The 24,586-nt window shown below is 45.3% G+C and carries 18 protein-coding genes; 5 read left to right on the top strand and 13 right to left on the bottom strand.

Going from position 1 to position 24,586, the window contains the following annotated elements:
- Positions 1-12 precede the first annotated feature (12 nt).
- Complete coding sequence (locus LEP1GSC052_RS10885; RefSeq protein WP_010575830.1) at positions 13-708, bottom strand: hypothetical protein; 696 nt, start codon at positions 706-708, stop codon at positions 13-15.
- A 111-nt stretch (positions 709-819) separates the two neighbouring features.
- On the opposite strand from LEP1GSC052_RS10885, the gene LEP1GSC052_RS10880 reads away from it, so the two are divergent.
- The 3 genes from LEP1GSC052_RS10880 to LEP1GSC052_RS10870 all read left to right on the top strand — a co-directional run bounded on the left by LEP1GSC052_RS10880 (position 820) and on the right by LEP1GSC052_RS10870 (position 4,219).
- Positions 820-1,137 (top strand): winged helix-turn-helix transcriptional regulator, encoded by a 318-nt coding sequence (locus LEP1GSC052_RS10880; protein ID WP_207765027.1) that lies wholly within the window; start codon positions 820-822, stop codon positions 1,135-1,137.
- 98 nt (positions 1,138-1,235) lie between these two features.
- A complete protein-coding gene (locus LEP1GSC052_RS10875) occupies positions 1,236-2,924 on the top strand; it encodes a hypothetical protein (RefSeq protein WP_010575828.1) in 1,689 nt (562 codons plus the stop codon).
- Positions 2,925-3,043: 119 nt separating this feature from the next.
- Positions 3,044-4,219, top strand: a complete 1,176-nt coding sequence (locus LEP1GSC052_RS10870; protein WP_020986222.1) for a helix-turn-helix domain-containing protein — start codon at positions 3,044-3,046, stop codon at positions 4,217-4,219.
- 64 nt (positions 4,220-4,283) lie between these two features.
- Here the strand turns inward: LEP1GSC052_RS10870 and LEP1GSC052_RS10865 are convergent, their stop codons facing one another.
- The 7 genes from LEP1GSC052_RS10865 to LEP1GSC052_RS10835 form a co-directional block, all read right to left on the bottom strand.
- Positions 4,284-5,144: an SDR family NAD(P)-dependent oxidoreductase gene (locus LEP1GSC052_RS10865; protein ID WP_010575825.1), complete on the bottom strand. Its 861-nt coding sequence runs from the start codon at positions 5,142-5,144 to the stop codon at positions 4,284-4,286.
- A gap of 12 nt (positions 5,145-5,156) precedes the next feature.
- Positions 5,157-5,918: an ABC transporter permease gene (locus tag LEP1GSC052_RS10860; protein WP_010575824.1), complete on the bottom strand. Its 762-nt coding sequence runs from the start codon at positions 5,916-5,918 to the stop codon at positions 5,157-5,159.
- Positions 5,915-6,856 carry an ABC transporter ATP-binding protein gene (locus LEP1GSC052_RS10855; RefSeq protein WP_020986560.1) on the bottom strand — a complete coding sequence of 314 codons (942 nt, stop codon included), beginning with the start codon at positions 6,854-6,856 and terminating at the stop codon, positions 5,915-5,917. Before LEP1GSC052_RS10855 ends, LEP1GSC052_RS10860 begins: the two co-directional genes overlap by 4 nt.
- Positions 6,857-6,981: 125 nt before the next feature.
- Positions 6,982-9,261: a SpoIIE family protein phosphatase gene (locus LEP1GSC052_RS20715; RefSeq protein WP_167593877.1), complete on the bottom strand. Its 2,280-nt coding sequence runs from the start codon at positions 9,259-9,261 to the stop codon at positions 6,982-6,984.
- Positions 9,262-9,398: 137 nt separating this feature from the next.
- A complete protein-coding gene (gene recD, locus LEP1GSC052_RS10845; protein WP_020986600.1) occupies positions 9,399-11,255 on the bottom strand; it encodes an exodeoxyribonuclease V subunit alpha in 1,857 nt (618 codons plus the stop codon).
- Positions 11,255-14,434 carry a UvrD-helicase domain-containing protein gene (locus tag LEP1GSC052_RS10840; protein WP_010575821.1) on the bottom strand — a complete coding sequence of 1,060 codons (3,180 nt, stop codon included), beginning with the start codon at positions 14,432-14,434 and terminating at the stop codon, positions 11,255-11,257. The genes recD and LEP1GSC052_RS10840 overlap by 1 nt, the downstream gene beginning before the upstream one ends.
- Positions 14,431-17,838 carry an exodeoxyribonuclease V subunit gamma gene (locus LEP1GSC052_RS10835; RefSeq protein ID WP_010575820.1) on the bottom strand — a complete coding sequence of 1,136 codons (3,408 nt, stop codon included), beginning with the start codon at positions 17,836-17,838 and terminating at the stop codon, positions 14,431-14,433. Before LEP1GSC052_RS10835 ends, LEP1GSC052_RS10840 begins: the two co-directional genes overlap by 4 nt.
- A 107-nt stretch (positions 17,839-17,945) precedes the next feature.
- Between LEP1GSC052_RS10835 and LEP1GSC052_RS10830 the strand changes: the two genes are divergently transcribed.
- Positions 17,946-19,382 carry a RecQ family ATP-dependent DNA helicase gene (locus tag LEP1GSC052_RS10830; protein ID WP_010575819.1) on the top strand — a complete coding sequence of 479 codons (1,437 nt, stop codon included), beginning with the start codon at positions 17,946-17,948 and terminating at the stop codon, positions 19,380-19,382.
- 54 nt (positions 19,383-19,436) lie between these two features.
- Positions 19,437-20,465, top strand: a complete 1,029-nt coding sequence (locus LEP1GSC052_RS10825; protein ID WP_010575818.1) for a hypothetical protein — start codon at positions 19,437-19,439, stop codon at positions 20,463-20,465.
- Positions 20,466-20,488: 23 nt separating this feature from the next.
- Here the strand turns inward: LEP1GSC052_RS10825 and LEP1GSC052_RS10820 are convergent, their stop codons facing one another.
- From LEP1GSC052_RS10820 to LEP1GSC052_RS10800, 5 genes are all read right to left on the bottom strand, one after another.
- Complete coding sequence (locus tag LEP1GSC052_RS10820) at positions 20,489-21,769, bottom strand: amidase (protein ID WP_010575817.1); 1,281 nt, start codon at positions 21,767-21,769, stop codon at positions 20,489-20,491.
- Between the two features lie 93 nt (positions 21,770-21,862).
- Positions 21,863-22,270, bottom strand: a complete 408-nt coding sequence (locus LEP1GSC052_RS10815) for a DoxX family protein (RefSeq protein WP_010575816.1) — start codon at positions 22,268-22,270, stop codon at positions 21,863-21,865.
- 24 nt (positions 22,271-22,294) lie between these two features.
- Positions 22,295-22,480 carry a hypothetical protein gene (locus tag LEP1GSC052_RS10810; protein ID WP_010575815.1) on the bottom strand — a complete coding sequence of 62 codons (186 nt, stop codon included), beginning with the start codon at positions 22,478-22,480 and terminating at the stop codon, positions 22,295-22,297.
- Positions 22,481-22,528: 48 nt separating this feature from the next.
- A complete protein-coding gene (locus LEP1GSC052_RS10805) occupies positions 22,529-23,062 on the bottom strand; it encodes an SRPBCC domain-containing protein (protein ID WP_010575814.1) in 534 nt (177 codons plus the stop codon).
- Positions 23,059-24,585 carry an MFS transporter gene (locus LEP1GSC052_RS10800; protein ID WP_010575813.1) on the bottom strand — a complete coding sequence of 509 codons (1,527 nt, stop codon included), beginning with the start codon at positions 24,583-24,585 and terminating at the stop codon, positions 23,059-23,061. The genes LEP1GSC052_RS10805 and LEP1GSC052_RS10800 overlap by 4 nt, the downstream gene beginning before the upstream one ends.
- Between the last annotated feature and the right edge of the window lies 1 nt (position 24,586).

Here is a 24,586-nt window from a genome sequence, read left to right as displayed (position 1 = left end):
ATTTCGCCGTTTTCACTTCGCTTCTTTTCGAAGTTTCATTACGGAAATCACATGTACCAACGCGGTAAACGGAACTCCGAAACCCGGAATCAAGATCAGAGGTAATTCTCCGATAAGACCGGAGGCCGGAGTTTCGTAGATCAAACGCTGAGGTCCGTCCGACGAAAGAGTTCCCAAGGCGACAGCCGTCATAAAATCGATGATCCCGAGAATATTAAAAATCCATAATTCTCTTGTCGGGTTCGATTTCCGTTTGAGGATCGGGATCAGAAACAGCGCGAACGTCGCGATGAAACAATCTCCCAAACCGGCGCTGAAAGCGAAGGTGGGGGGAAGTTTTCCGTTTAAATGGAACCAGATGAATAGGGAACCGATATAACGCGCTACGTTCAACTTCACTAGGGTTTCGTACGGAATGTTCAGTAAAACGTTTTGAACGGGGGAATAGCGCGCGATTAAGATGCTTCCGAAAAGTACGGGCAAAAATATCGCCAGTCCGACCGGGACGGGAGAAGGTTTTGCGGGCCGAAAGACGCCGTTTGCGCCCAATATTAAAATCAATACGAACCAGGAAACCACGACGATCGTAAAAGGCAGGTTAAACTTTGGATTTATCCTGTGAATCGCTTTGGTGATTATGAGCAGACTCAACCCCAAGGTGATTGCGGTCACCGAGACGCCTAAAATCAGTTCGAACTGTGTAATCATAGAAGGTACCTGCTTATTGAAATGGTAGTAACTATATTTTTTATAGTTACTACCAAAAAACATCCTTGACAATAGCCGGTCAACAAACTTTCTAAATTTTATATGAAGAAGGTGGAACGATCTTACGGGCTGAATTGTCCGGTCGCAAAAACTTTGGATCTGATCGGAGAACGGTGGACGATTCTGATTCTCAGGGATTTTTTTACGGTTTCCGAAGTTCGGCGTTTTATCGATTTCGAAACCGCGTTGACCGGAATCACTCCCGCCATTTTGTCCGATCGATTGAAAAAATTGGAGAAGTACGGTTTTATCGATAAAAGTCTTTATTCCGAATCTCCGCCTCGTATGGAATACACTCTCACCGCAAAAGGCAAGTCCTTGGGTCCGATCCTGAAGGCTTTGCGCGCTTGGGGAACTTCAAACACGTAAAGATATTCTTATCTCTCAAAAAAAGGTCTACGCTTCCAAGCGAAGACGACGAACGTCCTTCACTCGGATAGAATCCATCCGTTCGGAGGCGGGACGGAGTGCGGTTTTTTTCGGGATTTCAAACATTCAAATTTTCGAATTCGTTTTACATTTTTCGGAAATCGAAACGGATTTCCGTCGTCTATCTGCTTTTCGTCCTTACGATGAGCGGCTTCTGCAAACCGGCTCGGATCGACAACGATTGTGATCCGAATAGCTCCCGCTTTCAAACCGATACGATTTTGCGCGCGGTGTTCGGTCCGGAACTTGGAATTCTCCTCAAAACGGGGGCCTGTCGTCCTTCCGGCGGTTCTTCGGAGAACGACGTCGCGGGACCGGCGATCCGATTTGACCTAACGGCTGTTAGGGGAGGCGGGCTCCAGATCTTGGAAAAAAATCGAAATCGACTGAAAGGAGCGGACGTACGAGGAGAATTGTACTTCAACGGAATTGCACAGGACGAGGAATATTCTTTCGAGATCGCGGTGCAACCGGAATACCAAACTTGTACGATCGCGCAACCGAGCGGGGTTTTCCGCGGAGACGCTACGTTGACGTTGAGTTGTTCTCCTTTGATCGCGACAAGCGAATACATCGGAGGAGATCAGACCTATCCGGCGACGGCCTGCGTTTCGATGACGGATGTGACCGCTTGGAATCCGATCGTTCTAAATCTGAGGACCGCGTCCCGGGTTTTAGTGATTTACAACGGTTTTTTTAAAACGAACTCGGATCCTTTTGCTTTGTTGAGACAGGGGATCGAACATAACGGAAATCTAATACTAGCGCAGGACCGCAGAACGCAGATTTCTTCGGCGGAATTTTCGAGCACGAATTCGAGAATTCTGGATCTTCCCGCGGGTTTGCATAGGTTCGTTCCGAAGGTATGCAGTGATTCTTTCGCGCCGGTTTTAGCGGGAGGTTTTAAATCGACGTTCAGCGTGATCGCCTTGGAAACTCTGAGCACTTATGCGGATTCTTCCTTTGCACAATCATCCTCAAGTTCGACGAATTCCGCTTCGGCGGTTCCGATCGCGGGTTTAAATACGAACTTGAATTTAACTTCCGATTCTCCGGTTTTTATTTCCCTTCATTTGAACGCGCCTTTGGGTTCGACGGGAACGTATTATTATCCGAGCATCGTTTCCGATTCTTTAAGCGTAGAGTCGAACGGCACGTTCAATTTTATGGAGAATAGTTCCACAACTTCTTCGAGTCTGTTCGCTTTGAAGTCTTTCGCCGCGGGTTCCCATTCTTTCGAAGCGCGTTGGCGCTCGCAGGGACCTTCGAACCCGGTTCAAAATCAATCCTATTCGGCTTCGGCTCCTTCTGTTTTGAACGCGATCCGTTTCAAATCGAACTTAAACAGTCAGATGCTTTGGAGAAGTACCGGTTGGGACGCGAGTTCCGCGGACGGTTATTTGGACGTGAGCAATATCCCTTATTTGGAATTGATCGCATTCAAACCGGTCAAGATTTTGTTTTTTCTTCAGGCGAACAATTATAAAAGTTCGAATAACAGGTGTAAGGTGGGCGTCGAGCGCAACGGATATTCTTTTGCGACGGCTCGTATGAATGCCCCCGGAACGAACTTTCAAAACGATCCGATTACCATTCTTACCGTGGAGAACGTTTCCTTAGGATATCATTCCTTTGCAATGCGTTATTGGTCCGAGAACGGCGCTCTCTGTGAGTTTCCGGGAGTTTCAAACACGGAAACGGGTTTCGGTTATCTAGTCCTCGAATGACCGGAAAAGAATGAGCGGAAAGGAAAGGTTCGCTTTCGATTTCGCATTATAGAATCCGTCGAGTTGGGAAATTTGGGATGACCGATCGATGAATCGCTTGGAAACTGATTCCAACGGAGATGTTTGGATATTCTGATACGATTTCCGGACTGAATCAATTTTCGCAGATCGTCGCATTAATCAGTTTCGGCGTTTCTTTTTTTCTTTCGATATTGCTTCAGATCCATAGCGAAGAAAACGCGACGGCGCGTCTTTTGGGAGGTGTGCTCGCGATTTTTTCCTGCGCCTTTCTAACGCGTTATGTGCTGATTGCCGGTTCCATTCTTTCCGTTTACATTCCCTTTTTGTTTTTTCCTTCCGTGTTCCTGTTCGGACCTTTGGTGTTTTTTTATACGCGTAGCGTCCTTTTCGGAGAACCGGTCGCAACGAAAGAATGGAGAATTCATTCGATCGCTCCGTTTCTGATCTGGATCGCATTCCTGATTTGTTTCATTCGATTTCCGGAATTCCGTTCTCCCGAAACCGTGTGGAGTCAAAAAGGCGCGGTCGCGTCCTTTACCAATTCGTTTTTATTTTTCGGAATCGTTCACGCTTCTTATTTTTTGTTTCTTACCCGAAGGCAGATTCGCGATTACGAACGGAATTTCGAGGAGATTTATTCGAGCGACGATCGTTCCAAACTGGTTTGGCTGAAACTTTTTCTCGGTTTTAATTACATTAATCTTTTTGCATATATTCCTATTTTTTATCTTCGTGTTTTCGATTTGTGGCCGAGCCTCGTGACCCCTGCGGAAGGAGTGATCAATCTTGCGTTCGTCTATCTTACGTTCTATTACGTCGTACGCAAACCCGAGATTTTGAAAATCGGGAAGACGCAGGATCCTTTGCTGTTCGAGAACGATTCGACTTCGGATGAAAAATACAAAAGACAAACTCTTTCGAGCGAGGAGAGGAGAATTTTTTTGGAAAGGATCGAATCCTATATGAAGGAGAATAAGCCGCATCTCGACGATAAGATCACCCTCCCCGAATTTGCGAACCACTTGGGAATTCCCCCGCATCATCTTTCCATGACGATCAATATCGAATTGAAACGGAATTTTTTCAATTTCATCAGTTATTATCGCGTGGAAGAGGCCAAACGGCTGTTAGTCGATCCGACTCGGGAGGAACAGAGTTTATTGCGGATCGGATTCGATTCCGGTTTTCAATCCAAAGCCGCGTTCAACAAAGCCTTTAAGACCGAAACCGGAATGACACCGGGAGAATTTAGAACGGCGGGGAAAAATTTTTAAAGTCGATTCTTTCTTGGTAAAACGTTATGCGCCCTTGTCGCGTTCGCGTTTTAACGATGGTCTATCAGCGCGCTGTCTGCGTCTTTCGATTCAAACGTTTTTGAGCGGATCTAAGTTCTCCGTCCGCAATGAGCAGGGTCCATTCCGGAAAATGTCTCGCTAAAAAATACTGAAGCCAAGAATCCCAAGTCGCATAACCTAAGAATTTCTTTCCCGGAAGCCACTTCAAAAAGGCGTTCGCGACTTTTTCCACCGAATGAACGGCGTTGATCGCGGAACCCATTTCGATTTCCTTAACAAGATCCGGTTTGTCTTGATTCTCCTTTTCCAAACCGGGAGTGTCCGTGGTCGGCGGAAGAAAAACCTTGACCCGAACTCCGTGCAGCATCATTTCCTGACGCAAGGATTGCGCGAAACCGGTGATCGCGAATTTACTCGCGGAATACGCGCCGTAACCGTAGATCGAAAACGTCGCGAGCATGGAGGAAATCATCACGATGTCGCCAAACCCCTGTTTGACGAACTGATCCTGAAACGCGCGAATCGTGTTTACGTGTCCGAAAAAATTCACGTCCATCAGTTGACGAAAGTCGGATTCTTCCAGGTCGCTGACCTTTCCCACCTTCGCATAACCGCTGTTACATACGAGTAGATCGATGTTCCCCAAGATCCCGACGGCTTTTTTAGCGGCCTTTTGGATCCCGGAAGAATCGGAAACGTCCGCGACTACGAAGTCGAAGACCGCGTCTTTGGAACCGATCTTTTTCAGTTCCGTCACGGCCGCTTCCAGAGTATTTTTATTTCTCGCGGAAACGACGACGCTCGCTCCTTGTTTTGCCAACGCGAACGCGAGTCCTTTGCCGATTCCCGTCGAACCGCCGGAGATAAAAACTTTTTTACCGTTATAAGAATGATTCGGTTTCATGGTTTTTTAGATTCACTTTTTGATTTTGTATCCGGTTTTAAAAATCAACCAGACCAAGGTTAAACAGATCGAAAGAAACACGAACACCATCGTAAGACTTACGCCAACGCTCACGTCCGCGATCTCGTAAAAACTCCAACGAAATCCGCTTACCAGATAAAGAACCGGATTGAAAAGAGTCACCTTCTGCCAAAAAGGAGGAAGCATACTCGCAGAATAAAAACTTCCGCCCAAGAAAACGAGAGGAGTGATGATGAGCAACGGAATGATCTGAAGTTTTTCAAAACTATCGGCCCAAATCCCGATGATAAATCCGAATAAGCTGAACGAAACGGAAGTCAACAAAAGGAAAAGAATCATCACGAACGGATGTGCGATCTTTACCGGAACGAACAAGGACGCGGTTGCGAGCATGATCGTTCCTAAGATCACCGATTTGGACGCGGCCGCGCCTACGAAGCCGATTACGATTTCCGCCATCGAGATCGGAGCCGCGAGAATTTCGTAAATCGTTCCGGTAAACTTCGGGAAATAAATTCCAAAGGAAGAATTGGAAATACTTTCCGTCAATAAGGACAACATGATCAAACCGGGAACGATAAACGAACCGTAACCGACTCCGTCCACTTCCTGAATTCTGGAACCGATCGCGGAACCGAATACGACGAAGTAAAGAGAGGTTGAAATGACCGGAGAAGCGATGCTTTGAAAAAGAGTTCTCCAGGTTCTGGACATTTCGAAAAGATAAATGGCTTTGATTGCGTACAGATTCATTGTGACTCCTTAACCAACTGAACGAAAATTTCCTCCAAAGAACTTTGGGTCGTATTCAAATCCTTGAATTCGATCTTTGCCTTTTTGAGATCCTGAAGTAACGCGGAGATGCCGGTTTGTTTTCCGTGAGAATCGTACGTGTAAAGAAGTTGTTTTCCGTTGTTTACGATCTCGAGTCCCTTCGTCTTCAACGTTGCGGGAATTTTTTTCAAAGTCTGAGTCAGGTCGATCGTCAGTTGTTTTTTGCCGAGCTTGTGCATAAGCTCTTTCTTATCTTCGACGAGAATCAATTCTCCCTTGTTCATGACGCCGATTCGATCCGCGATCTCTTCCGCCTCTTCGATGTAGTGCGTCGTTAGGATGATGGTCACTCCGTTTTCGCGGAGGTTGCGGACGATGTTCCACATATCCTTTCTGAGTTCCACGTCCACGCCCGCCGTGGGTTCGTCCAAGAAAAGAATTTTCGGTTCGTGGGAAAGAGCCTTCGCGATGAGGACGCGGCGTTTCATTCCTCCCGAAAGGGTGAGAATCATCTGATCCTTCTTTTCCCAAAGAGAAAGAGACTTTAAAAGTTTTTCGATATAATCGGGGTTAGGCGATTTTCCGTAAAGACCTCTCGTAAAACTCACCGTAGCCCATACGGATTCGAACGCATGAACGCTGAGTTCTTGAGGAACCAGGCCGATCAAGGATCTCGTTTCGCGAAATTCTTTGAGAATGTCCTTGCCCGCGACGTGCACGGAACCTTCGCTCGGATTCACGATGCCGCAGATAACGGAGATCAAAGTCGTTTTGCCCGCGCCGTTCGGTCCGAGAAGCGCGATGATTTCCCCGTCTTGGATTTCCAGGGAAACTTTTTTCAAGGCTTGAAATCCGTTCGCATAATATTTAGAAAGATCGTTTACGGAGACGATGGATGACTTCGTTTTCGGTTTCATATTCTTTCCTGAATGTTTTCGTAATGTAATATCGATTGGATAGAATGCCTAAAATACTAAATCCCGTTTTCGCGCACAGCATCATTTCGAATTTTTTAAAACGGATTCGAACGATGATCGATCTTTCATTCTCCCAAAGAAACCGCGAGCAAGGTAAGATCGTCCGTGAGATCCTGGGATTGTCTGAAACGATAAAGGCTTTGCAAATGAGAATCCAATATTTCCTGAATCGGAGTATAAACGTTTTGATGAAGATAAGAATGGAATCGTTCCTCTCCGTAAAGTTGCATTAGACTTTTATCAAATACTTCGAAGGCGCCGTCCGAAAAAAGAAAAAGACGAAACGGAGTTTCGAATCGAAAGGATTTCGTCTGAAACTTCGCGGCGTTTTTTAAGCCGAGAATCGGACCCGTTTTGGGCAACGCGATCTTTTCCTTGTCCGAAAGGATCACCTGTTCGGGATGACCACCCGAAGCGTATTGAACCTTTCCCGTTTTCGGATCCCAGTCCAAGATAAACGCCGTAAAAAGGGAATTCAGCGTTCGGAACATGGGAAGAATTTTTTCATTCAATTGTTCTAATATGTTTCCCGGTTCCTCGTCCGAGTCCTTGAGAGTGTCGTAATCCGCTTTGATCGCCATCGTCAAAAGCGCGGCTTGGGTTCCGTGTCCGGTCGCGTCCGCGATAAAGAATCTCCAGGAACCGTTTTTCGTTTTACGGATATCGTATATATCTCCGCCGATCGGACCCATGGGAAGATATTTAACGGACCAGAAAAACGGCCAGTCCTTGGAATGCGGATCGGGAAACATGGACTTCTGCAATTTTTCCGCTGTATGAAGATCCGATTGAAGCACGTTTAACGCGTTGTCCCTCTGCGATTCCAAATTCTTTCTTTGAGTGACGTCGCGAATGATGATTCCTATATAATGATCCTTTTCGATCTTCCAGTCGGTAAGGGACAACTCCAAAGAAAATTCGGTATCGTCTTTTTTTAAACCGACCATCTCGAAAGGTTTCGGAGTTCCCCGTTTGCGTTTCGAAGAAAAATAACGTTGTACGCCGTTGCGGTGTTTTTTTCTGTTTCTTTCCGGAAGAATTCTTTCCAAGGGAGAATTTAGAATCTCTTCTCCTTCCCATCCGAAAATTTTTACGGCTCCTTCGTTCCAAAAAAGAATCTTACCCGATATGTCCGAAACCAAAATCGCTTCCTGGACCGAAGCGGAAATCGCGCGGAACTTAATCTCCAGCTCCTGATTGAGAGTGTCCGTAAACTTCAAAAGACTTCTGTAACGGATCGAAATCAAAAGAGATTGAAACGCGATGAACAATAAAAAAGTATACGGAACGATAAACGGAGTCGGAAGGATTCCAAGCCTGGATAACGTATCGTTGAGCGCTCCGATCAAAAGTAAAAAACAGGAAGCCAAAAACACGAACGATCCCGTTCTTTTGTGAATCGTCGCAAGAACCATAACGACGAACACGACTCCGATCAAAACGATCATATAAAACAGATACGATTCCACGATGGTTTCGAGAGGATCTCCTTGAAAAAACCAGAAGACCGCAAAGAAGATCAGATTCGGAACGAGAAAGATACGAAAAGGAATCGTTTTGAATTCGTTCGGAAACAAGGAACGGATATAACTCAAAAACACGGAAGCGAGAATAAAAAGACTGCCCACGTCGATCCTGAATTCCAAAACGGGAGGAAAGTCCGGAAACATTTCAAAAATGTAATGTTCTTCGGTGAAAAGAATTCTAAGCGCAAGGATCGCACAAACCGAGGAAAGATAAAGCGAAGAGGATTCTTCCTTGGTGAGAAGATAAAAAACGAAACTGGAAAATCCGAAAAAAAGAAGCGCGCCGAACGTCAAGAAGTCGAAGTTGCGTCTCGTCTTATCGGCCGCGGCCAGGAACGAATCCGTTCCCAACTCGGGGGTTCTTCGTATGCCTCCGACTCCTTCAAACCAATTCGAAATTTCTAATACGATTTCCGTGTTCGGATTTTTTTCATCCACGGAAAAACGAACGACCGGTTTGCCGATCTTTCTCACTTCCTCTTTCGGGTCCGGAGACGGCTTTCCGAATTCCAAGCACATTTGTCCGTCGACGTAAACGCGATACGCGTTGTGAATCTCGTGAAACTTGATCGCATATTCACCCGGAGTCAGTCCGACGATTTGCAGGCGATACGTCGCAAACCCGAAGGCCTTTCCTTTGTAACTTGGATATTCGCTGTTTTCCCAAAAACCGGGAACTTGGATCGGACCGAGCGGTTTCGTTTTGCCGAAACCTTCCTCGATTTTCCATTCTCCCTCTAAGGGAAGAATATGACCTTGTTCTAATAGATGAACGGGGATCGAAATGATTCCGTCTTTCGCTTTTGGAAACGGCTCCACGGAACGTTTACAAAAAAAGACGAAACAAGAAAGCAATAAAAGCGTAATACAGTTTGAAATCGTTCGTCTTGATAGGCGAATCATGAAGACCATTCATAAAACGCAAAGCTCAGGACAGCAATCCTTTTCTATTCGTTTTAAATTTTAAAACCGGTATTTCTTTTTTGGGAATTCGCGATTCCGATCTCCCATGTTTTCGGATTTCCCGCGAGAATCACCTGGTTTTTGGCCCGAGTGATTCCGGTGTAAAGAATCTGTCGATTGAGAAGTCTATGCGATCTTTCGTCCTCTTTGGATTCGGGGTGATCGGGAACATAGATTAGAATTGTATCATATTCGGAACCTTGGCTTTTGTGAATGCTCATCACGAACGCGGGTTCGTGTTCGGGAAGCGTGTCGAGCGCGAACGGAAATAACTTTCCTTCGATCGGAAACACGGCCCTGAGTTCTCCGGTCGATTCCATTCTCAATACGATGCCGATGTCGCCGTTGAAAAGTTTTCTGCTTTTGTCGTTTTGAAGAATCAGAATGGGAAGCCCGATAAAGTAAAGCCGTTTGGAAAGACGTTTCGGATAAAGGTTCACGAAAGAATTCTGATTTTTTTTGCGGAACAGATCTTGAACCGCGACGTTCAGAATTTTCGTTTGTATCGCTTGGACTCCCCAATATCCGTTTCTAAAAACGGTAAGACAACGAAAACGTTTTAACTCGTTTTGAAAATTTTGAACGAACTCGGGTTCGTTGAGATCGGAAGAATTTTGGATCTTCCAAGTTCCGATCCTCGAAATCTGAGGAAAGAAAATTCCGTTCCAAAGTTGATCGACCACCTCGTCTCTCGAACTGAGATCGTTGTTTTTGTTCGAAGGATTTTGTAGCCACACAACCTCGCTTTCATACTGCGCGTCTTCTCGAATCGATGTCGTTTTAGCAAATGAATCGTCGATCGCGGTTCCCAGGTTTAGGTTTTCGGGAGAATATCTGAGGATTTCCTCCGCGAGCGTGACGATCTTGGAAACGTTTCCTTTTGCGTTCGGTTTCTGGCGGTTGCTTTCCTCGAGTTTGGATACGAAGTTCGTCTTATGGGATTCGAGAACGGAAAGGAAGTCGCTTAACACCGCGCCTTTGTCCACGGAGGGAAGTTGATGCGGATCTCCGATCAGAATAAATCGAAACGGAATCTCTTCGTCCTTCGGATTTTCGGGGATCGCGTTCCATAAGGAAAGCATTAAGTTTAAATCGACCATCGAAACCTCGTCCACGATGATCAATCGATGCGGAAGATAACGTCGTTTGTTGTAATAAAAATCGCCTAACGACGGTTTGTAGGAGAGAAGTCCGTGGATCGTTTGTCCGCGTAAAAAGTGAGAATCCTGTATTAAGGAAATCTTTTTTAGATTTTCCTGAATCGCTTCGGTAAGTCTTTGAGCGGCTCTTCCCGTAGGCGCCACGAGCGCGATTTCTTCGGGCGCGGGAAGTTGTCCGAGCCCGTTCAAAATTTCCAATAGAAACGCGACAACGGTGGTTTTACCCGTTCCCGGTCCTCCGCTAACGATTTGAAAGGAAGAATGGAGACAGGAAAGAACCGCCTTCGTCTGCGCTTTTTTCAACGAAAAACTTTTCGCTTCGAGATCCTTTAAAATTTCTTCGGCGCGTTTTAGATCGACTTTCGGCGAAACTCCGTTTTCGATTCTTCTTTTGAGAAGTTGTTCCAGCTCGATTTTGGATTGATGCGTTTTTTCGAAGTAAACCCATTCTTCGTTCGAGATTTTTTCCGTTACCAAACCGGGAGGTTTTAATTTGAATACGTTCTTCCATTCCTTTTTGAGCGGGACACAAAGGCTTCCTTCCTCGCTTGCTTCCCAAATCGAATTCAAAATTTCTAATAGAGTTTCGGAATCCTCTTTCGAGAATTCCTTTTTGGACGAAGCGGATTCACGTAGATCCAGGATGTCGGTTTTTAGTTTTTCGATAAAACGCGGAAAGGATTCTTCCATCAGAGTTCCTCTTCCCATTGAAACGCGGTCAGTTCGCTTACGGTTTTACGGATTTTTTCCATTCTTTCCAAGCTCCAATCGAAGTCGGAATAAATTCCGGAGCTTTCTCCGCTTTTCATACCTCTTAGAAAAAAGTAATATACTCCGCCGATTTTCGAGATCGCATCCTTGGCGCCGAAAAGGTTCTTTAGATATTCGTAAAGTATCATCGCGTAGATATCCCTTTGCAGATCGTATCTGCTCTCCGCATTCTCCACGTTTCGTTTTAAGGAAGCCGGAGAATAATCTTCGAGAAGATTGGATTTGTAGTCCGCGAGATAAAATTTATCCCCGATTTGAAAGACCAAGTCGATGGAACCTTTTAGGAAATTTCCGGGACCGGTTTTTTTCGGATCGAGATCCAGATGAAAATCCATTTCCGAAATTCTATTTTCTTTGGGGACGTTTACGAGTTGAAATGGATTTCCGTTCTGTAAGGCGACGTCCGCGTTGAGGGTGTTCCATAAAATTTCCGCGGATCTTTTTTGATAGATTTCCCTTTCAAAAAAAGAAGCGCGTCCTACCGCTTTCGAAATTTGAAAATAATCCAGATGAAAATCCATTCTTGAAAGTATTTTATCGTTCGTTAAAATTTCCTTCGGCGATTTCGTTTTAAAAATCGAGAAGTCGAATTCCTCCAAAAGCGCGTGTAAAAAGGAACCGGTCGAGGCCGAAGAGGGAAGAGCGTCTTCGATGGCGGTTTCCAAATTCTCCGCATCGTCCGATTTGAGTAGACCCGAGTCCTCTAAAACGCTCAGAGACACGTTATCCGTAACACCTACTTTCGTTCTCAAGGAAGAATAGCTGTGCATATGGATCGTTTTTTGCGTTCCCGATTCGCGGTGGATCAAAGGCGTTAAACGGACATCGGAGGTTTTGGTCTGATTTCGTTTGCTCGAATCGGTTTGATCCAAGGGAATGGGAGTCCAGGACACGCTTTGAAACAGATTCGGATCCGGATCGTTTTCCAAAATACTCTGAAGTCTCGGATAAAGAATTTTATAATATGCGGAATCTCTTGTTTTCTTATGATTTACGGGAGTGTAAAAAGGGAGATAAAGACGGACTTTGGGACGCGTGATTCCCACATACAAAAGTCTTTTGTTTTCGTTTAAGGACTGATAGGAATATTCTTCCTTGCTCGATTCTTTTTCTTCCGTGTTGTCCCAGAAATTGATTTTCCAAAATCTTTGTCCGTCTTCTCCTATCGCCGGATAATCGTAAACGTCCGGAATAAAATTGCCCGAAAGATTGAATAAAAAAACGACCGGCCATTCCAACCCCTTGGACGCGTGTAAGGTAAGAATTTGCACCGCGTCCTTTTCGGTTTCCTTTTCAAAAAGGGGAAGTTCTTCCTCGTTTCTGGAACTGGATTGAAGTAGTTTCAATTCTTCTAATACTTCTTCGAGATCGCTTTGGTTCGTGATTTGAAATTGAAGTAGCTTTCGAAAGATCTGTCTGTAGTTCGTCCTTTTTCTTTCCCAGTCGATATCCGTTTCTTCTTCGGTGAGAAAAATTCTGCTGTCTTCTTCGATGGAACGGAAAAGTTCCGAAAACTTGCGATCCATCGCGAGGGTTTTCCATCGATCAAGCGTCGTCTTTTCGTAAGAATCGATCGAATGTTCGTCGAACGCGGGAAGATGATTCGGATGAATCTGAAACAGATCGCCCAATAAAAGTTTTCGATACGAGGAAGGTTTGTTCGGATCTAAAAGACATTCGAATATATTGGAAATCTGATACGATTCCGGGCTTTGATAAATCCCTTCCTGTTTGTAAAACGAACAAGGAATTCCTCTGAGCTTTAAGGATTGTTCAACGAGTTTTCCTTCCGCCTTGCTCTTTACGAGAACCGCGATTTCGCGGAAGTTCAATTTTTTCTCCGTGAGTCGCTCTTGTCCGTTCGATTCTTCCCGGATTTGATACGAGAAAGAATTTTCGTCCCGTGCAAGTTTTAGGATTTCCTCGGCGATAAATTGTCCCCAAGCGTTTCTTGCGTCGTCCGTCTTCCAAAAATCCCGTCCGCCGAACTTTACGATGTGGATCGGGCCTTCTTTGTGTTTGTCGCTTAACAAAATCTTGGCTTCTTGTTCGGGATAGGAAACGGGAACGTATTCGATCGGAGTCGATTCGAAGCCGCGTTCCACGATCGGGAAAAAACTTTGTTCTCCTTTTTTTCCTCCGAATATTTCGTTATAGGCTCGGATCAATTCGGGAACGGATCTGTAATTGACGTTCAAAGGAATTTCTTCGGCTTGTTTTTTCTTTAATTCTTTTTTGGCCCGCAGATACGTTCCGATATCCGCTCCTCTAAAACCGTAAATGGATTGTTTCGGATCTCCGATGAGATATAAAAATCGTTTCGATTCTTCTTCCGAATCCGTTTCCAAAAAAAGACGGGAAAAAATTTCGTACTGAGCGGAGTCGGTATCTTGGAACTCGTCCAAGATTCCGATCTTGTATCTTTCTTGAAGAGCCTTGCGAAGATGAGGATTGCCGAGAGAGTCCCTCGTTTTTAAAATCATCTGATCGTAGCTCATCCATTCTCCGGTTTTAAATTCTTCGGATACGATTTCGGCGGCGATCAACGCAGTCTTTCGGTTGAACGTTTCCGCGTTCATCGGAGTCGCATCGTTGGAATACGGATATTTTTTTCCGCTGAGCAATTTCGCGCCTACGGTAAGAATATTCTCTTTTTGTGATATATAATCGGATTGGGAAAGATAACTTTCCAGATGTTCGGGTTCTACCTTCGATTTCCATTCCTCGTGTTGAAGACGGTATAAGGCCGCGTTTAATCTTTCCTTGGAATCGGTGAGAATCCAGTTCGGAGGAGTTTCGGTTTCCACCGGATATTCCTGCAAAATCATATTACAAAAACCGTGTATAGTGGAGATCGTAACCTGATCGAGTTCACGCGCTTCTTTGTCGAATCCGGACGAGATCAATTTTTTTCTAAGTCTTTCTTTCAGTTCGCCCGCGGCCTTTTCGGTGTATGTCAGAATCAGAATCTGAGTCAACGGAATCTGATAAACCGAAATGAGATCTCCTACGATTTCCATAATCGTAAAGGTTTTTCCGGTTCCAGCGGAAGCCTCGATAAAACTCGATTTTAATTTGTAGGGTCGATCGCCGCTCATGAATCCTTTTTCCAATCGAGTAGGGGTTTGTAAAAATTCTTAGCCCATCGTATTTCGGATTTTAAAATCAAGTCCGGCGTTTTCGGATAAAGTTTTACGAGTGAGGACAATCCGTCCTTCACTCCGTTCAATTCTTCTTTAAGAAAGTTGAGCCAAGCGGTTTCGTCTTCGAACTTGCTCGAATCGTCCGGGGTTTTGTTTTTCCCGGTATTTCCTTGGATGTTTTTTACGTAATAGTTGAGAAACGCCCTTCTGGGAAAAAACACCGGTTCCTCTTTGAGATAATCGGAAACGATTTCTGCGAGATACTTCGTCCCGATCTCGGAACTTTCTATATTGTATTCAATTTCTAGAATATTCTTCTTTTTTGATTCTTGTGACGGACGCGGTTTGAAGGAATAGATTTTAAAGTTTTCGTTCGAGGATGCGAACGCGATTCCGGTTAAAAACGGAAAACTCATCACCTTCCAATAGTCCTTGTATCCGAAGTAATCGTCGCTCGGTTTGTCTTCTAGGCTTTTGGAGAATAGCCAATAAAGATTTCCGTCCTTTTCGACGACGTGTTCCCATTCTCCCCGAATGCGGAAGTCGCCGCTTTCCAAAGGAAGTTTGAGCGGCGGTAATTTTTTGCAGATCGCGTCCGGCAAACCGGTGTCGCCCAAACTCAAATACGGATAATATTTTCCTCCTTGAAACAACGGTTTCCATTCGGAGAGAAGTTCGCTCGTGGTTACCAAGTATTGAACGAGGTCCGCTTCTTGAAGTTTTCCGAACACGGATTGCGGAAATTTTGCGGAAGATTTTTCCCTTTCCAGAATGGGCGATAGGGCTTCCGAAATTTTTTCGCGGTCCCAGGTCCAAAGTTTTTCGGACACGAGATCGGGCATCATAAGCGCATGCACTTTTTTTAATATAGAAGCCTCGGCGATCGCGTCCAGATCGAAGGGCTCCTTTTCTGTTTCGGAAGATTCTTCCTCTTCGAGATACATTCCGAGTTTTCGTTTGAGATACGTGTCCAACGGATCGCTTAAAAATTGGGAAAGATCCTTTACGTCGATTCCCGAAGGAGCGGAAGCGGAATGGATTCGAGTGAGTTCGTTCGGATCTTGAAAACGATCGAGTATGTGTTGATTCTTTCGGATTCCGTTCACCCAGATTCTCGCGAAGTCGTAACTTACGAGACCCTGTTTTAACTGCTCGAGAGTATGTTCGTATTTTATACTATACGAATGAAGCGGAAGTTGGAGCGCTTCTTTGATTTGGAAGGAATCCATGATCTCGAAAAGATGGGAACAAGGCTCGAAGGTTTTATCTTCCTGAAGATTTTTGCCCACGTAACTGAACGTGACGGACTCCGTCGCGGAATGAACGGTTTCCCACAAAAGCGATTCTTGAATTTCTCTTCGAGATATATCCCATTCTTCTTGAAAGTCTTTTCTTAAGTTGAGTTGGGAACGGTCGTTCGGACCGGGAAATTTTCCTTCGCCGAGTCCTAAGATATAAATATGTTTAAACGGAATCGGACGCATCGGTTGTAAAAGCGAAACGGTCACACCGCCCGTGAGATATGCGCCCTTTCGATAAGGAACCTGGTCGAATATCTGTTCTGTGATGAATTTTAAAAGAGCGATTCCTTCTTCCTTGTTCTGAAGTCGGATTCCTTCCCATTCGAAAAAAGATTCTACCCAACCGTGAAAGAGTTTTCCTTCCTGTTCGTATTCTTCCGGAAATTCGAAAAGTTCTTCGAGAGAATACTTTACGTTTTTTAAATATTCGGAATTCCAGTGGATCGTTTCCTCTTTGGAAAAGGAAAGAATCTTTTCTTTCGCGCCGAGAACGGTTTCCCAAAATTCGGTCAGTTGAAAAGAATTTTCATCCGCTTCGAGAGCGACGGGCGCGATCTTGTATTTGTCCCAAGACGTTTCTCGAGGAAGAATCGTGGAAAGACGGATTCTTTTAAGTCCATTAGAAATTTGGAATGAGTCTTTTTCCCTTCCGCTTTCCTCGTAACGCACGCCCGACGTTTCGATCGTATTCTCGAGATCGTTCGTGTTCTGGGAACGAAGACGGATTCTTTTTTGAAGAAGAGGGTTTCTGAGAAGTTTGAGCAACGCGTTTTTGTCGATTGAGTTTCCGGAACAAATCTCCCAAAAACTCATCAATCCCCGATACAACAAGGAAGCTTCGTTCGCTTTGATATCGGTCAACGAATAAGGAATTTTTTTTCGGATCGGATCGGAATTCTCTCCCGTTTGCAGAAGAATTCCTCCGTCTAACACCCATTCGACGGCGGGACGATAGGTCTGCATATCCGTAACCAAAACCGCAAAATCCAAATACGTTAGACTCGAATCGTTGTTCATCTTGTAGAGAATATCGTTTGCGACGGATTCCGTTTCTCGATACGCGGAAGGCGCGTTCCAAAAACGAACGGAAGAATCTTCCGATAAAGGAGATACGTTATGCGGTCTTTGTTTTCCGTCTAAGAGGCTTCGGAGATTCTCCAGTTTTTTCGGATACGAACGCGAATCAGAAAGTTTGCGGATCGTTACGTTCGGAATCGCCGCGGTTCTGGAAGCGATATGGATTTGAGGACCGGCCCATCGTTCCGGTCCGGCGGATTCAGCGTTATGCGTCTTTTCTGTTTCGCCGGTATGAAATTGATAGAGATAAACGGGAAGTTTGTCCTTTGCGGAAAGAGATTCCAAAATTCCGAGATACGTATCCGCGAGATTGGACAGACAAAAAAGATGCAAAGACGGAAAATTGCGCGGAGAATATTTTCGATTTTTCTGGGTTTCTTTCAGGAGAAACTGAACGAGAGTGTTCGGTTCCTTCGTATTCAAGAATACGTTTTGATATAACGATTTTTGAAAGTGATAGTATTCGTCCTCCTTCGGGAAGGGAGTAGGACGACGCGACAGGGAAGGGATGTCGATTCCTTTTTCTTTGGCCCAACTTTGAATCCAAGAAGATCGGTTTAATTCGTAATCTTTATAAAGCGTAGTCAGCTTTGCGCTTAAGGAGAACGCTCTCGCGGAACTTTTCAAAAAAGAACGCAAAAACTTCGTTTCCTGTTCTTCTTTGTTTTGAATCAGATACGAAAGAATTTTTCTTTGAGTCGCTTCCTGGCTCGGAAACGCGCGATGAAACGGATCATACTCCAAACCCGCTCGGAGGTGATAGTATTCTTCCAGAGCTTTTTCGAGATAAAGAAATCGAAGATTTGCGGAAAGCCCGTCGATCCGAGAAAGATTCAGATTCAACCAGAGTTTCATGTTCGTGCTCGGAACCACGATCACGGGAGAATGCAGTGGAAATTTTTTTCTTTCCTCGAAAATATTTTTGGAAAGTTCGGACGCGATATCCTCGAGCGATAAACTTGTGATATGCGTGATGGACAATCGATTTTTCTCCGGTCTCGAAATACGAGCATTCCAAGAATTCGGCGCCGTGGCAAGTAATTACATTTTCTCTTGCTCTTAAAGATCGCTCGCAAATTCTAATCGTAATGACTTCCCTTTCTTCTCTCAAAACTCTTTTCGGAATTTCATCGTTTCGAACTTCCCAAGAGAAGATCATTTCGGACGTTCTTTCAGGTAAGAATTGTCTGGTCATCATGCCGACCGGTATGGGCAAGTCGATTTGTTATCAGCTGCCCGCGCTCGCCTTGGACGGTTTGACCGTTGTCTTGTCTCCTTTGATCGCTTTGATGCAGGATCAGGTTGTGAAATTGAAACGTCTCGGAATCGACGCGGCTTTTATCAATTCTTCCCTTTCCAAACAGGATCGTTTGCAGAGTTACGAAAACTTAAAACAAGGAAAATACAAAATCGTCTACGTTTCCCCGGAAAGATTCCGCAAGAAAGAATTTATTGATTCGCTGAAGGATCGGAAAGTTTCTCTTCTTGCGATCGACGAGGCTCATTGTATCAGTCAATGGGGTCACGATTTCAGACCGGACTATACGAAGATCGCCGAATTTCGAAACATTCTTAAAAATCCGACCACGATCGCGTTAACCGCAACCGCAACTCTTGAAATTCAGAAGGACGTGATTCTTCAGATGGGTTTAAGCGAATCCGAGATCGAGGTTTACAACGAAGGAATATGCCGTCCGAATCTTTTCCTGGACGTTCAGACTTTTGTCGACGAACCTTCCAAGTCGGATGCGGTTCTTGAACTTTTAAAAAAACAAAAGAAGAGCACGATCGTTTACTTCAATCTCATACAAAGTCTAGAAAAGTTCAGCGAAAAACTCGACGTTCAAAAAATTTCCCACAAAGTATATCACGGAAAACTCAACCCCGATCAAAGAAAGAAAATTCAAAATCAATTCTTAAAATCGGAGGATACGATTCTTCTCGCGACGAACGCTTTCGGAATGGGAGTCGATAAACCGAACATTCGAACGATCATACACGCGGAACTTCCTTCTTCTTTGGAAGGTTATTATCAGGAGATCGGGCGCGCGGGAAGGGACGGCGAGTCTTCGGATTGTCACGTGTTTTACAATCAGGACGATCTTACGGTTCTGATGGATTTTATCGAATGGCAAAATCCGGACGCCGTTTTTATCTCACGCGTGTATAAGACGATGGAACAACTCGGTGAAAAACTTTCCTCGATCGAATACGACGAACTTCAATCTAAGATCGTCCATAAAAATCGCGGAGATCATAGACTGCAAACGGTTCTCAACTTGTTTGAAAGACACGGAGTTACTTCGGGCGATTTGGAAAAGAATTCTTTGAGGTTGGAAGCTCCGTTGCCGGAAGAATTGAAGTCCGTCGAACTCTTGGAACAAAAAAAGAAAACGAGTCTCAAACGTTTGTATCAGATGCTTCTTTATCTTAAATCGGAAAAATGCAGAAGGGAATTCGTCTACGAATATTTCGACGCGAAATTCAACGGATGCGATAACTGCGACGTTTGTAAAAGAATCTGAAATTTTTTGACCGAGTTTGAAAACGAATCGATACCACTTTTAGAAGAGGTGCTTATGATTCGGAAGTCGTTTGGGATTTTTTTATTCCTATCTCTATTCGTACACTGCGCGACTTGGGAACGTTTAACTTCTCCCGAACGTTGGGAGTGGATCGGAACCGCACGTTATAAACCCGTTCAGATTTTTGTGATCGATCCAACAACGGATTCCGAGATCGAAGCGGAAGAAGGAACCAAGATTCGTTTTCCTTCGGGAAGTCTTTTAGGTCCGGGTGGAAGTTTGATTCAAGCCCCCGTCAGAATTGAAATATCGGAATATTATAAAAATGCGGACATATTACTCTCCGGTTTGAGCACCGCCTCCGGTCAAAGTCCGATTCAAACAAAGGGAATGATTTTGTTAAACGCATTCACGGAAAACGGCGTTAAAGCGAAATCCAATCCGAAAAAACCGCCTCAGATTTTATTTCCTTCCGCTTTCGAGCCCGGTTATCAGGTGTTTTACGGAACTAAAACGAACGAAGGAACGGTGGATTGGTCCACGGATGTTGCGAAGACGTCTAACGTTTCAAAAAACGAGGAAGGGAAGAATCTTTTTCAATCGGCCGCTGAGGAACGAACTTCGGCTTTGCCATCGCTTGCCAAAAATCAAAGTGCACAGCCGACACGCGGCGAAAGCATTAACATGTCCGAAGGAATGGAAGCATCTCGGTCGTTTTATTATCCGATTCTGAATTTGGGTTGGATAAACTGCGATCGTTTTCTTTATATGAAGATTCGTTTAGTATCTTTGACTCTGGACGTCAATCATCCGACTTGGGAAGACGAAACGACGTATCAATTGATTCTCCCTTCGATTCGTTCCGTGATGCCTTCTTACAAGGACCCTTCCGGGAAAGTGTATTTTCCGAATCTTCCGTTCGGAGAAAAGGCGATTCTTTACGCCTTAAAAAGATCCGGCGTAAAAGGTTGGCAACTCTGGATTCGCGAAACCGAAATCGGAAAAGAGGAAAAGATCGTTCCGGAATGGGAACTCATGAAACCGAAAGAATTGGAAAAAAGAATTCAGTCCTTGAATTTCTGAAAATGATAAGCGACATTCAGATTTTATAAAATAGGGTGTTTCAGTCGCCGGTATGTTTCGTTTTGATACCGGTCGGCGAGTTCTAAAATTCTTTCTTCCTCGTTTTGTTTTGAGACGATTTGAAATCCGATCGGCAATCCGTCAGAGGAAAATCCGCAAGGAACGCTGATCGCCGGTATTCCGTAGTAGTTCGCGAAAAACGTATTCGCCGAAGACAAAGCCAATGGACCTTGCGCGCTCGCGTCCGCAATTTTCAAAACGGTCTGGGTGGTCGTGGGTAAAATCAAAACGTCGCAATCCGAAAAAAGAATTTTCGCCGCGTCGGAGCGATGTTCTTGAACGCGGCTCAAATCGAAGTCGGGCGAAAGAGGAACATCAATTTCGCATAATGTATTTCCGAGCGCCTCGAGTTTTTTCTTTACGGCTTCGAAGTTTGTCCGGATTTCTTCGGATGCGTTCAGATTTTTGGGAAATCCGATTTTGAACGAAGCCGTTCGATTTGCGTTGAACTTCCATTCTAAGATTTTTTTGTTTCGATCGTCCTGCGGGTCCAACAAGGCTTTGAAAAGAATCGCCGTATCTTGTGCGCTTCGAGTCATCACACCCGCATGAGCCAAAGTTAATATGGATTCGTCGACCGGTTCTCCGTCCAAGACGCCTTGTAAGTTTACAAATCCGTATGTCGCTTTAAAACCGAAAACTCCGCAACAAGAAGCGGGAAGTCTACAGGAACCGATCGCGTCCGTATCCAATGTCGCATAACAAAGTCCCGCGGCAACGGCCGCCGCCGAACCTCCGGAAGATCCTCCCGCGATATAATTTTCATTCCAAGGATTGTGAACCGTTCCGTAATGACTTTGCACGGAAGTAGTGCCTGCGGCGAGTTCGTGTTGATTCGTTTTGCCGAGGACGATCGCCCCTGCGTCTTTCAATCTTGTGACCGCGATCGCATCCCGTTTCGGAATTCTATTTTGAAAATGAACGAAGGCGGCCGTGGTTTTGATTCCGGCGGTATCAAACATATCCTTGATTCCGATGGGAATCCCGTGTAAAGGGCCTTTCCAATTTCCGGATTCGATTTCTCGTTCGGCGACTTGAGCTTCCTGAAGGGCTTGTTCCGTCGTTACGGTGATGAATGCGTTCAAGAGAGGATTGAGACGTTCGATTCTTTTCAGACAATCGGATACGAGAGAGACGGGAGAAACCTTTCGATTTCGGATTAATTCTCCGAGTTCGTTTATGCTTAAATAAGTATATTCCGTATCTTTAATGTTTTCTTCCGAATTCGGCGCTTGTTCTTTCATGATATTCTCCCTTAAAATCGATCGATCCGCCGAATGTCCGTTTTACGGATCGATCGGGAAAGAATAAGGTCCGCCTTTGTTTACGTTCGGATCTTATTTTTTGAAGATGTATTTATCGACCGAGAATTTGCCGCTTCCCGAAACGAACACTACCACGGATAACAGAAGATAAACGAACGGCAAAGTTTTGACTTGAAACGCGTCGTTTGCGTGCGCCATAAAAAACGCGACGAACATCGTGATAAAAATCGGAATCACGGTAAGACGAGTGAGCAATCCGATCGCGACAAAAATGCCGCAAAAGAATTCCGCGAAGACGACAAGCGTCAAAGAGGTCTTGGCGCCGATTCCGATCAGATCGGGAAACATAGGGATGATCTGGTCGAAGTTCGTCAATTTCGGATAACCGTGATAGATGAACAGGCCGCCGAAAATGAGTCTGAGCAAAAGTGAAGCGACGTCCGCGCTTAGAGTATGGATTCCTAATATTTTATCTTTCATGTTTTCCTCGATAAATCCTAAACGTTAAAACAGGAGAGACTGTATCATGGAGATATACTCCGGCTTCAACCGTTTTTCGACATCCGATTCGGTTTTATCCGATGCGTATAAATCCTTCAATACCGGATGAATCAGAATTCTTCCCCGGCTCGCTTCGGGTTTTATGGTCGGACTATTCGCGGCGCCTTTGATTTCGATTCTTTTTTTCATATTTGCAACCAGTCTTCATTGTATGTCGTTCGGATTCTTTATCGATTTCTAATATTCTTTTTTCGTTTTATACAATTCTGCCTCGAAACGTACGAGACTTTCGCTCCAACCTTCGATCATTCCCATCGCTTGGAACGCGTCCCTTACTTTGTTCGATGCGAACGTGCTTCGGATCGTAACCTTCGTTTTCCCCCGATACTCTTCGAACGTTACGGTGGCCGTAAAGTTCGGGCTGTCCGGACTTCCGTCGAGTTTTTCTTTCAATTCGTTCATCCATTCGACCGGATGATCGTCCATCACGTCCGTGCTTACGATCTTTTCGTTTTCGACGATCTCGAGATAAACTCCCTGCAAGGGATAATCGATTCCTTCCGGAGAACGCATTACCAAACGATATTTACCTCCGACTTTGAGATCGACTTCGCAAATCGGATTCGTAAAATCCTTGGGTCCCCACCAGAATACGATATGTTTCGGATCGGTCCAGACGCGATAGACTAGATTTTTCGGAGCGTCGAAGATCCTGCTTAGAATCAGTTCTCGCTCCCTTGTTTCAACGCTTACTTCGTTTTGTACGCTCATGATTCTTCCCCCTTTTCCAAACTCTTACGCATCATAAAGACGGTGATCGCTAAAAGAAAAGAGATGGCCGCGCAGATGATCGACACCAATTGGAAAGAATCGGTGAACGCCTGTTTGGCGAGTTCCATAAGGGAAAGTCCCAGATGATCGGGCAGTTCCTTTGCCAATGCGACAGCGGCGCCTAACGTTCCTTTGGCGGGTTCGATCGATTCCGGATTGATTCCCGAAAGAACGACTCCATTCATCTGATTTTTATAAACTGCGGTTCCGATGCTTCCGAGCACCGCGATTCCCAGTACTCCGCCGAACTCCACTCCCGTTTCGGAAATGGACGCGGCCGCTCCGGCTCTTTCCGGCGGGGCCGAACCTACGATCAGATCGGTTCCCAAAATTACGACCGCGCAGATTCCGAGAGATATGATGACGGAACCGATTACGACATACATAAGACCCGAGGTAGAATCGACTAACGCGTAGAAGACGAGCCCGATCATGGTGAGAACCAATCCGCCCGAAACCACGATGATCGGTTTGATCTTACGAACGAGCATCGGAACGGTAAGGGATCCGATCACGTTTCCCGCGGCGGACGGTAAGGTCCAAAAGCCGGCGACTAACGGCGATAAGCCGAGAACCAATTGAAGATACTGTGCGAGAAAAAGAAAACTTCCGAGTCCGACGAAGATCGTCAAGGAATTGGCGATCAAAGCCGCGCTGAACGCGGGGACCTTGAACAACTGAAGATCGATCAAAGGATCTTTTAAGGTTTGTTGTCTTCGGATAAAAAGCGCTCCCACAAAAAGACCTGCGAGTATAAACAGTAAGGGAAGAATTCCCCATCCGTTCTCGGCGACTTGTTTGAGTCCGTAGATGACGCTGAGTACGGAAACTAAGGAAAGAACCGCGCTCGGTATATCCAAACTTCCCGCGTTCGGATCCTTAAACTCGGGTAATAATTTCGGCCCTGCGATCAAAAGAAGAATCATCACGGGAACGCTTAAAAGAAAAACGGAACCCCACCAAAAATGTTCGAGAAGCAATCCTCCGATCAAAGGACCGATGGCTCCTCCGATGGAAAAACTCGTTCCCCAGATTCCGATCGCGACCGTTCTCTGGTTCGCGTCCAAAAACATATTACGAATGAGTGATAGAGTGGAAGGGGCCAAGGTCGCCGCGGTGATTCCGAGTAAGGCCCTGGTGGCGATGAGCATCTCCGCGGTTTTCGAAAACGCCGCAAGAACGGAAGCCACTCCGAAGGCCGCGGCGCCGATCATCAGAAGTTTTCTTCTTCCGATACGATCGCCTAACGTTCCCATGGTGACTAAAAATCCGGCTACCAAAAATCCGTATATATCCACGATCCACAGAAGTTGGGAGCCGGTGGGTTTTAGTTCCTCGGTGAGATGAGGAACCGCGAGATAAAGGACCGTAAGATCCATCGCGTAGAGTAAACAGGGAAGGGCGATGACCGCAAGACCGATCCATTCTTTTCTTCCCGCGAGGTTTGTATTTGTGGAATTCATT

It is taken from the genome of Leptospira kmetyi serovar Malaysia str. Bejo-Iso9 (genome assembly GCF_000243735.2).
Taxonomy (GTDB): Bacteria; Spirochaetota; Leptospiria; order Leptospirales; family Leptospiraceae; genus Leptospira; species Leptospira kmetyi.
The sequence above is the reverse complement of the archived record's forward strand: the minus strand, read 5'-3'. Positions and strand labels throughout refer to the sequence as shown.